Source organism: Streptomyces sp. T39 (genome assembly GCF_008042045.1).
Taxonomy (GTDB): Bacteria; Actinomycetota; Actinomycetes; order Streptomycetales; family Streptomycetaceae; genus Streptomyces.
In genome coordinates this window covers 23284-34859 of sequence record NZ_RDBP01000057.1, presented here as the reverse complement: position 1 = coordinate 34859, position 11576 = coordinate 23284, and the positions used below count along the sequence as shown (strand labels likewise).

Here is an 11576-nt window from a genome sequence, read left to right as displayed (position 1 = left end):
CCTACTCCGTCAAGCCCGTGGACACCGCCACGCTCCAGCAGGCGGCGGACGAGACCGGCTGCCTGATCACGGTCGAGGACCACCGTCTGGAGGGCGGTCTCGGCGACGCCGTCGCCGAGGCCTTCGCCGACGGCCGCCCCGTGCCCCGGCTGGTGCGGCTCGGTGTACGCGGTGTCCCCGGGTCCGCGTCCGGCGTGCGGCGGGGCGCCGGGCCGGCCCTCGCCGGCCCGGCACGCCCGGTGCGGCAGGTGGTCATGGACTCACCATCGCCTCCGCGACGAGCAGCCGCACGGCGGCGGCGACGGACTCGGCGTCGATGCCCGCGGCGTGCAGCTGTTCGGCGCCGGTCGCGGACCCGGGGACACCGCGTACACCGAGCCGCACCAGCCGGGGCACGGGGCGGCCGTCGGCGAAGGCCTCGGCGACGGCGTCGCCGAGACCGCCCTCCAGACGGTGGTCCTCGACCGTGATCAGGCAGCCGGTCTCGTCCGCCGCCTGCTGGAGCGTGGCGGTGTCCACGGGCTTGACGGAGTAGGCGTCGACGACCCGGACGGAGATGCCCTCGCGTTCCAGGATCCGCGCCGCCGCGAGGGACTCGTGGACGGTGATCCCGGCGGCGACCACGCACGCCCGGTCGCGGGGCGAGGAGCGCAGCACCTTGGCGCCGCCGACGGGGAACTCCTCGTCCGGCCCGTAGAGCACGGGGGTGTCGGAGCGGGTGGTGCGCAGGTAGACGATGCCCGGCACGTCGGCCGTCGCGGCGACCAGCCGGGCGGTCTGCGGGGCGTCGCAGGGGTAGAGCACCGTGCTGCCGGGAACCGCGCGGAACATCGCGAGGTCCTCCAGGCCCATCTGCGAGGGGCCGTCCTCCCCGATGGAGACGCCGGCGTGCGAGCCGGCCAGTTTGACGGAGGCCCGGCTGACGGCGGCCATCCGCACGAAGTCGTGGGCGCGGGTGAGGAACGCGGCGAAGGTGCAGGCGTAAGGGGTCCAGCCGCGGACCGCCATGCCGACCGCCGCGGCGACCATCTGCTGTTCGGCGATGTAGCACTGGAAGTACCGCTCGGGGTGCTCCTTCTCGAAGTACTCGGCGCGGGTCGAGTCGCCGACCTCGGCGTCGAGGACGACGACGTCGTCGCGAGCGGCGCCGAGCGCGGCCAGCGCCTGTCCGTACGCGGTGCGGGTGGCGACCTCGTCGCCCACGGCGTACTCCGGCAGCCCCGGGTCGCCGGCCGTCCGGCCGGGCCGCGCGGGCGCCTCGTGCGGCGGGGCGACGTCGACACGCGCGTCGCGGACCCCGCCGAGTTCCCTGATCGCCGCCTCCGCGTCGGGCAGCGGCTTGCCGTGCCGGCCCTCCTGGTCCTCGACCTCCGCGACGCCGTGGCCCTTGTCGGTGCCGGCGATGACGGCGGTCGGCCGGCCGGTGGTGGCGGCCGCGTCGGAGAGGGCGGCGTCGATCGCCGTCACGTCGTGGCCGTCGATGCGCAGCGTGTGCCAGCCGAAGGCCTCCAGCCGCCGGGCGTAGGCGTCCACGTCCCGGCCGAACCGGGTGGGCCCGCGCTGGCCGAGGCGGTTGACGTCGACGATCAGGGTCAGGTTGTCCAGGTGCTCGTACGCCGCGTGCTCGACGGCCTCCCAGACGGAGCCCTCGGCCATCTCGCTGTCGCCGGAGAGCACCCAGACCCGGTAGGGGGCCCGGTCCAGCCGCTTGCCGGCCAGCGCCATGCCCACGCCGACCGGCAGTCCCTGGCCCAGGGAGCCGGTGGCGACGTCGACCCACGGCAGCCGGGGCGTGGGGTGGCCCTCCAGCCGGCTGTCACGGGAGCGGAAGGTGAGCAGCTCGGCCGTGTCGATGGCGCCCGCGGCCCGGTAGAGCGCGTACAGGAGGGGCGAGGCGTGGCCCTTGGACAGGACGAGCCGGTCGTTTCCGGGGTGCTCGGGCCGGTCGAAGTCGTAGCGCAGATGACGGGCGAGCAGGACGGCGGCGATGTCGGCCGCGGACATGGACGAGGTGGGGTGCCCCGATCCGGCGGCGTCGGCGGCACGAACCGCATCGACCCTCAACTGCTGTCCGAGCTCTGCCAGTTGTTCGTCATGAGCCGTGGAGACTCGCATGGTCGGCTCCTTGGGGACGGGGAGCGGGACGGGGCGCGCCCGGAAGTGTGCGGGTGCCCGGCCCCCCGGCCGTCAAACGCCGGGCGGGCCGCCCGCATCCGGTCACGCGCGGTGGCGGGCCCTCGCTCCGGGTGTCCCGGCGGGCCCCGCCGCTCACTCGTAGGTGCGGCGTACGGTCCGGTCCTCGACGACGGGCGTGGCCGGCGGGACCACGACGCGGCGGCGCTTGGCGATGCTGGTGAACGTGGCGACCCCTATCAGCCCCACCGCCATCAGGATCAACCCCACCACGTCGAGGTTGGCACCCTCGACTTCCCAGTCGGTGCCGAACGTCAGGATCGCCCCTGCGGCGATCAGGATGATGCATCCGCCGATACCCACGCGGATCACCTCTCTCGGTCGTTGCTGTGCGCTGTCCGTGCTGTGTGCTGCTGTTTCGCTGTCTCGGGTACCCGACCGGCACGCGGTCATGTCCCGGTTAGTGCACACAGTGCGAGCGATCAAGTGCGGACCGGAGAGTGCAAGGTCACAGAAGATAGGGGCTCCGTCACGGCCGTGGCGCTGTCTAGCATCATGGCCATGACGGTCCTCCCCGATGACGGGTTCACACTGGCCGCCGAATTCCCTGGTGCGACCCGCGAAGAGTGGCAGCGCCTCGTCGAGGGCGTGCTGCGCAAAGCAGGCAAGGACGCCCAGGGTTCGGCGGCGGAGGACGCGCTGTCCACGGCTCTGGAGGACGGGATCACCACCCGTCCCCTGTACACCGCCGACGGCGCGGACTCCGCAGACGACACCGGGCTGCCCGGATTCGCTCCGTTCACCCGCGGCGCCCGCCCCGAGGGCGGCGCCGTGTCCGGCTGGGACGTGCGCCAGCGCCACGACCGGCCCGATCCGGTGCGGACGAACGAGGCGGTCCTCGGCGACCTGGAGAACGGCGTCACCTCGCTGTGGCTGACCGTCGGCGAGGGCGGCGTGCCCGTCGACGCCCTCGGCACGGCCCTCGACGGCGTGCTGCTGGACCTCGCGCCCGTGGTGCTCGACGCGGGCGCCGGCTTCGAGGCGGCGGCCGAGGCCCTGTTCGCCCTGTACGCGGAGCGGGGCGTCGCCCCGTCGGCCGCGCTCGGCAACCTCGGCGCCGACCCGTTCGGGCACGCGGCGCGCACCGGCGACCACGACGCCGTCGCCCCGGGGACGGCCGCGGCCGCCGCGCTCGCGGCGCGCTGCGCCGCCGGCCACCCCGGTCTGCGGGCCGTGGTCGTGGACGCGCTGCCCTACCACGAGGCGGGCGCGAGCGCGGCCCAGGAGCTGGGCTGTTCCCTGGCGACCGGCGTGGCGTGGCTGCGTGAGCTCACGGCGGCCGGTCTGGACGCCGGGACGGCCGCGAGCCAGCTGGAGTTCCGTTACGCGGCGAGCGCCGACCAGTTCCTGACGATCGCGAAGCTGCGGGCCGCGCGCCGGCTGTGGGCGCGGGTCGCGGAGGTCAGCGGGGTCGCCGGTGCGGCGGCCGCGCAGGTGCAGCACGCGGTGACCTCGTCCGTGATGATGTCGCGCCGCGACCCGTGGGTGAACATGCTGCGCACGACGGTCGCCTCGATGGCCGCCGGAGTGGGCGGCGCCGACGCGGTGACCGTGCTCCCCTTCGACCACGCGCTCGGCCTGCCGGACGCCTTCGCGCGGCGCATCGCCCGCAACACGTCGACCATCCTCATGGAGGAGTCCCACCTCGGCCGGGTCGTCGACCCGGCGGGCGGCTCCTGGTACGTGGAGCGTCTCACCCGGGAGCTGGCGCAGGCGGCCTGGGCGTGGTTCCAGGAGATCGAGGGCGCGGGCGGCCAGGCGGCGGCGCTGCGCGACGGGCTGGTGGCCGACCGGATCGGCACCACCTGGCAGGCCCGGAGCCGGAAGCTGGCCACCCGCCGCGAACCGGTCACCGGCGTCAGCGAGTTCCCGCTGCTGGCCGAGACCGCGGTGGTCCGCGACCCGGCGCCCGCACGGCCCCGCGGCGGACTGCCCGTGGTGCGCAGGGACGAGGCGTTCGAGGCCCTGCGGGCCCGTTCCGACGCCCACCTCGCGGCCACCGGTGCCCGGCCGAAGGTGTTCCTCGCCGCGCTCGGCCCGGCCGCAGCGCACACCGCGCGGGCCGGTTTCGCGGCCAACCTCTTCCAGGCCGGCGGCATCGAGCCGGTGCACGACCCGGTGACCGTGGACGCCGCGTCGGCGGCGGCCGCCTTCGCGGCGAGCGGGGCGCAGGTGGCGTGCGTCTGCTCCAGCGACGCGCTCTACGCCGAGCAGGCCGCCCCCGTGGCCGAGGCACTGAAGGCGGCGGGCGCCCTGCGGGTGTTCCTCGCCGGGCGGCCCGGGGACCTGCGTGAGACCTACGAGAAGGCCGGGGTCGACGAGTTCGTCGTCGCGGGCGGCGACGCGGTCGCCGTCCTGGGCTCCGTCCTCGACCGGATCGGAGTGGCGTGATGGGCATCCCTGACTTCACGGGGATCGAGCTGGGCACGGCATCGGGCCCGGCGACCGAGGACGAGTGGCGTGCGGCGGTCGAGGAGGCCACCGGCAAGGACGCCGGGGAGCTGGTCTGGGAGACCCCCGAGGGCATCCCGGTCAAGCCGCTGTACACCGGGCGGGACGTGGAAGGTCTCGACTTCCTCGGCACCTTCCCCGGCATGGCGCCGTATCTGCGCGGCCCCTACCCGACGATGTACGTCAACCAGCCCTGGACGATCCGTCAGTACGCCGGGTTCTCGACGGCCGAGGAGTCGAACGCCTTCTACCGGCGCAACCTCGCGGCCGGCCAGAAGGGCCTCTCCGTCGCCTTCGACCTGCCGACCCACCGCGGCTACGACAGCGACCACCCCCGGGTGACGGGCGACGTCGGCATGGCGGGCGTGGCGATCGACTCGATCTACGACATGCGGCAGCTGTTCGACGGCATCCCGCTGGACCGCATGAGCGTGTCGATGACGATGAACGGCGCCGTGCTGCCCGTGCTGGCGCTGTACATCGTGGCCGCCGAGGAGCAGGGCGTACCGCCCGAGAAGCTGGCCGGGACCATTCAGAACGACATCCTCAAGGAGTTCATGGTCCGCAACACCTACATCTATCCGCCCGGCCCGTCGATGCGGATCATCTCGGACATCTTCGCGTTCACCTCGCAGAAGATGCCGCGCTACAACTCCATCTCGATCTCCGGCTACCACATCCAGGAGGCCGGAGCCACGGCCGACCTGGAGCTCGCGTACACGCTGGCCGACGGCATGGAGTACCTGCGGGCCGGTATCGGGGCGGGGCTGGACGTGGACGCCTTCGCGCCGCGGCTGTCCTTCTTCTGGGCGATCGGCATGAACTTCTTCATGGAGGTCGCCAAGCTCCGCGCCGCGCGGCTGCTGTGGGCGAAGCTCGTGCGGACCTTCGACCCGAAGAACCCCAAGTCGCTGTCGCTGCGCACCCATTCGCAGACCTCCGGCTGGTCGCTGACCGCGCAGGACGTCTTCAACAACGTCACCCGCACCTGCATCGAGGCGATGGCGGCGACCCAGGGGCACACCCAGTCGCTGCACACCAACGCGCTGGACGAGGCGCTCGCCCTGCCGACGGACTTCTCGGCGCGCATCGCCCGCAACACCCAGCTCCTGCTCCAGCAGGAGTCGGGCACCAACCGGGTCATCGACCCGTGGGGCGGCAGCGCGTACGTGGAACGCCTGACGCACGACCTCGCCCGCCGCGCCTGGGCGCACATCGAGGAGGTCGAGGCCGCGGGCGGTATGGCGAAGGCCATCGACGCCGGCATCCCGAAGCTGCGGGTCGAGGAGGCGGCCGCCCGTACCCAGGCGCGCATCGACTCCGGCCGGCAGCCGGTGATCGGCGTCAACAAGTACCGGGTGGAGTCCGACGAGCAGATCGACGTGCTCAAGGTCGAGAACTCCCAGGTGCGCGCCCAGCAGGTGGAGAAGCTGCGCCGGCTGCGGGCCGAGCGCGACGAGGCGGCCTGCCAGGACGCGCTGCGGGCGCTCACGGCCGCCGCCGGTTCGCAGCCGTCGAAGGGCGGCTCGCTGGAGGGCAATCTGCTCGCGCTGGCCGTGGACGCGGCGCGGGCCAAGGCGACCGTCGGGGAGATCTCCGACGCCCTGGAGAAGGTGTACGGCAGGCACGCGGGCCAGATCCGTACGATCTCCGGTGTGTACCGGAACGAGGCAGGCATGTCACCGTCCGTGGACCGTACCCGTGCCCTGGTCGACGCCTTCGAGGAGGCCGAGGGCCGCAGGCCCCGCATCCTGGTGGCCAAGATGGGCCAGGACGGTCACGACCGCGGCCAGAAGGTGATCGCGACGGCCTTCGCAGACCTGGGCTTCGACGTGGACGTCGGCCCGCTGTTCCAGACGCCGGGCGAGGTGGCCCGGCAGGCGGTCGAGGCCGACGTGCACATCGTCGGTGTCTCGTCGCTGGCCGCGGGGCATCTCACACTGGTGCCCGCGCTGCGCGAGGAGCTGGCGGCGGAGGGACGCGAGGACATCATGATCGTCGTCGGCGGCGTGATCCCCCCGCAGGACGTGCAGGCGCTGCACGACGCGGGTGCGGCCGCGGTCTTCCCGCCGGGGACCGTGATCCCGGACGCGGCCCGGGACCTGGTGCGCACCCTCGCCGGCTCGCTCGGCCACGAGCAGCTCTAGGGCCATGCCGACGATCGACATCGACGCCTACGTCAAAGGCGTGCGGGACGGCTCGCGGGCGTACATCGCGCGCGCCGTCACGCTCGTCGAGTCCACCCGCCCCGACCACAAGGTGCTCGCCCAGCAGCTGCTCACGGAGCTGCTGCCGTACACCGGCGAGGCGCGGCGGGTGGGCATCAGCGGTGTGCCCGGCGTGGGCAAGTCCACGTTCATCGACGCCCTCGGAACCATGCTGACCGGCCTGGGCCACCGGGTCGCCGTCCTCGCGGTGGACCCGTCGTCCACCCGTACCGGCGGGTCCATCCTCGGCGACAAGACGCGGATGGAGCGTCTCTCGGTCGACCCGGCCGCCTTCGTGCGCCCCTCCCCCAGCGCCGGCACGCTCGGCGGCGTCGCCAAGGCGACCCGCGAGACGATGATCGTGATGGAGGCCGCGGGCTACGACGTCGTGCTGGTCGAGACCGTGGGCGTCGGCCAGTCGGAGACCGCCGTCGCCGACATGGTCGACTCCTTCCTGCTGCTGAGCCTCGCCCGCACCGGTGACCAGCTCCAGGGCATCAAGAAGGGGGTGCTGGAGCTGGCCGACGTGATCACCGTCAACAAGGCCGACGGCCCCCACGAGCGCGACGCGCGCGCCGCCGCCCGTGAACTGGCGGGCGCGCTGCGCCTGATGCATCCCGCGGACGCAGCCTGGACTCCCCCGGTGCTCTCGTGCAGCGCCCGGGAGAACACCGGCCTCGACACGGTGTGGGAGCGGCTGGAACAGCACCGAGCGCTGCTGGACTCGACCGGCAGGCTCGCCGCCAAGCGGCGGGACCAGCAGATCGGCTGGACGTGGGCGATGGTCCACGAGACTCTCAGGGAGCGTCTGCACCGGCACCCCGCCGTCCGCGCGGCGGCGCCCGGTGTCGAACAGCAGGTCCGCGACGGGGAGCTGACGGCGACGCTCGCGGCGCAGCGCATCCTGGAGGCGTTCGGCCGCACACCCTGATCCGCGCCGTGCCGACGCCCCGCGGCGCCTCGTCGCCGCGGGGTGCCGGCTGCCGTGGGGTGTCGGCTGTGCGGTGGGGTGTCGGCTGCGGTGGGACGGGTACCCGTCCGTGGTCGCCGGCGCGGGACCGGATCGGCCGGCGACGGGACGACCCGAGGGAGGAGCGCAGCATGCTGATCGCATTTCTGACCGCGCACGAAGGTGTGGAGCAGATCGAGCTCACCGACCCGTGGCAGGCGGTGAAGGACGCCGGTGACGAGCCCCGGCTGATCTCCACGCGGCCGGGCACGGTCCAGGCCTTCAACCACCTCGATGCGGCCGACACCTTCCCCGTCGACCAGGTGGTCTCCGAGGCATCGGCCGACGACTACGACGCCCTGGTGCTGCCCGGCGGTGTGGCGAACCCGGACGCCCTGCGCATGGACGAGGACGCCGTCGCGTTCGTGAAGGCGTTCGCCGAGGCGGGCAAGCCGATCGCGGCGATCTGCCACGCGCCCTGGACGCTGGTGGAGGCGGACCTGGTGCGCGGCCGCACCCTGACCTCGTGGCCGAGCCTGGCCACCGACATCCGCAACGCCGGCGGAACCTGGGTGGACGAGCAGGTGAAGGTCTGCACCGCCACACCGAGCACGCTGATCACCAGCCGCAAGCCGGACGATCTGAAGGCGTTCTGCGAGGCGTTCACCGCCGAGTTCGCGAAGGCGGCGGGGGTGGGCGCCGGGCGCTGACACGGGACCGGCCGGACACAGGGCTGTGGCCCCACCCGGGAAGGGTGGGCCACAGCCCTGTGTCCGGCGCCGGGGGCGGACGGGGCGGCCCCCGGCGGTACCGGGGGCCGCGGAGCGCCCCGGTGCGGCCGGTCAGCTCTCCCGGGCGCGGGCGCCTTCACGGGTGCGGCCCGCGGCCGGGGGGCGGTCCGGGTGGCGCCTGAGGTACTCGGCCTCCAGATCGGCCATGCGCACGTCGTGGGCCGCGAGGGCGGCGGACGAGCCGTACAGCAGCGTGTCGTGGCGGCTGCGGTGGATCGTCTCCAGTTCGCGCAGCAGGTCCTGCTCGCTCAGCTGCGCCGGATCGACGCCCTGGCGCCCGGTCTCCTTCACGTCAACCGTCCCCTTTCCGTCTTCCTGCCGTGCGCCGCCGTCGAGCGCGGGCACCGGTGCTCACCCATCCAGCCTGGCCCGCCCCGGCCGGTCCCGCACACCCCGGGCCCGCGCACCCCCGCGCGGTGCGTCGGCCGCCCGGCCCTCGGGGGCCGCCGGAGCCGGGGCGGGTTCACCCGAACGGCCCTGTGGCCCGGTGCCCGTGGCCCGCCCGGACACGGGCGCGCGCCTGGCCCGGTACGCACCCGTCGGCGACGGGCAGCCCGCACCCGGCAGGCGAAGCCGCCCGGGCCCCACCGCGGACGGCCCGCGGACGGCCGCCGCCGGCACGCGACGCCGGGCCGCCCCGGGGCCCTCACGCGTAAAATCCACAGGGGCGCGCTTCCGGCGGCCGTCACGGCCGCCGCAGAGGGGAGTGGTCGTGAGCGCTGCTGCACACGGTGCCCCCGGGCCCGACGGCGGCCCGGACGGACCGCCGCCGCCCTCCCGGCAGCCCGCCGGCGGCGCCGGGGCGCGCGACGACGTCGCGCGACGGCACCTGACGGATGTGGCGACCGGGGTCCTCGCCGCCCGGCTGGGGCTGCCGCCCGCCGAGGCCGCCGAGCATCTGCACCGGCTCGCCGAGGCCGCCGGCTGCGCCCCCGCGGAACTCGCCGCGGACATCGTGAACTCCGTCGCCGGGTACCTCGCCGTGTCCACCCCGCCCGACGGCCCTGCGCACCGGCAGGAGGCCCGGACGCTGCGCCGGGTCACCGCCGCCGTGGAGACCGAGGACTCGGTCGCGAGGGGTGCGCGCACGCTGCTGGAGGGCGGCCTGCACCCGCTCGGCGCCGAGGCCCTGTGGCTGTGGCGGCTGACGTCCGCGGGATGCCTGGAACTCGCGGGGCACGCCGGTGTCTGTGCTCTGGAGGCCGGCCAGTGGCGCTGGATCCCGCCCGCCGCGCCGCCGTCCGTACGGGCCGCGCTGTCCGGCGGCGAGCCCGTGTGGCTGCCGGCCGGCACCGCGGACGGCGAGAGTCTGCCGGGGCCGTCGCCCCGGGCGGCGCGGGCCGTGATCCCGCTGCGGATGCGCGGCCGGAACGCCGGTCTCGCCCTGGTGGTCTGGCCCCGTGCCACGGAGTTCGACGAAAGGCTGCGCGCCGAGCTCCCCCGGCTGACGGAGGTGGCGGGGCGGCTGCTCGGCGCGGGCTCCGACCCGGCCGCCCCGGTGCCCGCGCTCGACGACCTCCTGGACTGTCTGGTCCATCCCGCCCTCACACTGCACCGCGACGGCGCCACCGGCGCGCTGACGGTCGAGCACGTCAACCGGGCGGCCGCCGAGGCGCTCGACGGGGCACACCGGACGGCCGGCGAGCCCGTCGAGGCCGCGCTGCCGCTGCTGCACCGGGACGTGACGGCGATGGCACGGCGCGCCTGGCACGTCGCGGTGCCGCAGCGCGCCGCCCGGCTGCCCGCCGAGCATCCGCCGGGCGGGTCGGACCCGATGCTGGACGTACGGGTCCTGCCCGCCGGAGCCGAGCGGGCGGTGGTGTTCTGGCACACGGCGAGCGACACGCGCACGGCGCTGCGCAGGGCGGTCGGCCGGCTCCAGGGCATGGCCCTGTTCCAGGACGACCTCGGGTCGGCCACCTCGGCGTGGACGGAGGAGACCTACGCGATCTTCGGCATGGCGAAGGACGCGGCCCCGGTCCCCCTGGTGGAGCTGAACCCCCTGGTGCACCCCGACGACACGGACGCCTTCACCGAGCTGCTCGGCGACGTGCTCGACCGGCGCAAGGGCGCCTCGGCCGTCGTCCGCCTGATCCGCCCGGACGGCGGCGCGCGCCATGTGCGCATCGCGGCCGAGCCGCTGCTCAGCGGAGCTCGGCTGACCGGGATCACCGGCGTCTACCAGGACGTCTCGGCCGAGTACCACGCGGAGGTCGCGCTGAACGCGACGTTCGACCAGCTGACGGCCGTACGGGCCCAGGCCGTGCTGCGCCACCGGCTGGTGCTCCGGCTCCAGCGCGCGATCGTGCCGCAGATGCCGTCGGCGGGGAGCCTGCACGGGCTCACCGCCGCGGCCCGCTACCGGCCCGCCGCGGCGGAGTACCGGGTGGGCGGCGACTGGTTCGACGTGCTCCCGCTGCCCGGCGGCCGGGTGCTGGTGGCGGTCGGCGACGTCGCCGGCCACGGCATCGACGCGGCGACCGGCATGGTGGCCCTGCGCAACGCGCTGCGCGGGCTGGCCTTCACCGGGCACGACCCCGGCCGCCTGATGGGGTGGCTCAACGAGGTGACGCTCCATGTCCCGGGGAAGCCCACGGCCACGGCGCTGTGCGCGCTGTACGACCCCGCGGACCGGGTGCTGCGCTGGGCGAACGCCGGCCATCTGCCGCCGCTCCTGCTGCGCGACGGCCACGCCCGCCTGGTCGAGGCCCCGTACGACGTCCTGCTCGGGGCGGCCCGGGGTGCCGCGTACCGGGAGCGGACGCTGCGGCTCAGCCGCGGCGACACCCTGCTGCTCTACACCGACGGCCTCGTCGAGCGGCGCGACGACGGCCTGGACAAGGGTCTGGAGGCCCTGTGCCGAACCGCCGAGACGCTGGGCGCGACGAGCGTCGACGCCCAGGTGGAGGGCCTTTTGACCCGCGCCACCGGCGACACGGACGACGACACGAGCGTGGTCGCGATCCGCGTCGGCTGACCCGGGCG

8 protein-coding genes and 1 pseudogene are annotated in these 11576 nt (G+C 74.8%); 6 read left to right on the top strand and 3 right to left on the bottom strand.

Annotated elements, in window-relative coordinates; translation table 11 throughout:
• Positions 1 to 191, top strand: a pseudogene (locus tag EAO77_RS33805) (transketolase C-terminal domain-containing protein); the annotation flags it as partial.
• Between the two features lie 61 nt (positions 192 to 252).
• Here EAO77_RS33805 and EAO77_RS33800 read toward each other — a convergent pair.
• Positions 253 to 2115 carry a transketolase gene (locus tag EAO77_RS33800; RefSeq protein ID WP_147992151.1) on the bottom strand — a complete coding sequence of 621 codons (1863 nt, stop codon included), beginning with the start codon at positions 2113 to 2115 and terminating at the stop codon, positions 253 to 255.
• Positions 2116 to 2268: 153 nt separating this feature from the next.
• Positions 2269 to 2496 (bottom strand): hypothetical protein, encoded by a 228-nt coding sequence (locus tag EAO77_RS33795; RefSeq protein ID WP_147992150.1) that lies wholly within the window; start codon positions 2494 to 2496, stop codon positions 2269 to 2271.
• 198 nt (positions 2497 to 2694) lie between these two features.
• Here EAO77_RS33795 and EAO77_RS33790 point away from each other — a divergent pair, with 198 nt between their 5' ends.
• The 4 genes from EAO77_RS33790 to EAO77_RS33775 all read left to right on the top strand — a co-directional run bounded on the left by EAO77_RS33790 (position 2695) and on the right by EAO77_RS33775 (position 8510).
• Positions 2695 to 4584 (top strand): methylmalonyl-CoA mutase family protein, encoded by a 1890-nt coding sequence (locus EAO77_RS33790; RefSeq protein ID WP_147992149.1) that lies wholly within the window; start codon positions 2695 to 2697, stop codon positions 4582 to 4584.
• Positions 4584 to 6791, top strand: a complete 2208-nt coding sequence (gene scpA / locus EAO77_RS33785; protein WP_147992148.1) for a methylmalonyl-CoA mutase — start codon at positions 4584 to 4586, stop codon at positions 6789 to 6791. Before EAO77_RS33790 ends, scpA begins: the two co-directional genes overlap by 1 nt.
• Positions 6792 to 6795: 4 nt before the next feature.
• Entirely contained in the window at positions 6796 to 7782 is a 987-nt protein-coding gene (gene meaB, locus EAO77_RS33780; RefSeq protein ID WP_147992147.1) for a methylmalonyl Co-A mutase-associated GTPase MeaB, read from the top strand.
• A 170-nt stretch (positions 7783 to 7952) separates the two neighbouring features.
• The gene (locus EAO77_RS33775; protein WP_147992146.1) at positions 7953 to 8510 is read left to right on the top strand and encodes a type 1 glutamine amidotransferase domain-containing protein; all 558 of its coding nucleotides are present in this window, start codon (positions 7953 to 7955) and stop codon (positions 8508 to 8510) included.
• 132 nt (positions 8511 to 8642) lie between these two features.
• Here EAO77_RS33775 and EAO77_RS33770 read toward each other — a convergent pair whose 3' ends face one another.
• The gene (locus EAO77_RS33770) at positions 8643 to 8882 is read right to left on the bottom strand and encodes a DUF6158 family protein (protein ID WP_147992145.1); all 240 of its coding nucleotides are present in this window, start codon (positions 8880 to 8882) and stop codon (positions 8643 to 8645) included.
• A gap of 421 nt (positions 8883 to 9303) precedes the next feature.
• Between EAO77_RS33770 and EAO77_RS33765 the strand changes: the two genes are divergently transcribed.
• A complete protein-coding gene (locus EAO77_RS33765) occupies positions 9304 to 11568 on the top strand; it encodes a SpoIIE family protein phosphatase (protein ID WP_222723729.1) in 2265 nt (754 codons plus the stop codon).
• Positions 11569 to 11576 lie beyond the last annotated feature (8 nt).

What these genes read in the sequence shown, in the direction of transcription:
- EAO77_RS33800 (WP_147992151.1), bottom strand. Translation starts at nt 2,115, where the DNA reads ATGCGAGTCTCCACGGCTCATGACGAACAACTGGCAGAGCTCGGACAG.
- EAO77_RS33790 (WP_147992149.1), top strand. Translation starts at nt 2,695, where the DNA reads ATGACGGTCCTCCCCGATGACGGGTTCACACTGGCCGCCGAATTCCCT.
- scpA (WP_147992148.1), top strand. Translation starts at nt 4,584, where the DNA reads ATGGGCATCCCTGACTTCACGGGGATCGAGCTGGGCACGGCATCGGGC.
- meaB (WP_147992147.1), top strand. Translation starts at nt 6,796, where the DNA reads ATGCCGACGATCGACATCGACGCCTACGTCAAAGGCGTGCGGGACGGC.
- EAO77_RS33775 (WP_147992146.1), top strand. Translation starts at nt 7,953, where the DNA reads ATGCTGATCGCATTTCTGACCGCGCACGAAGGTGTGGAGCAGATCGAG.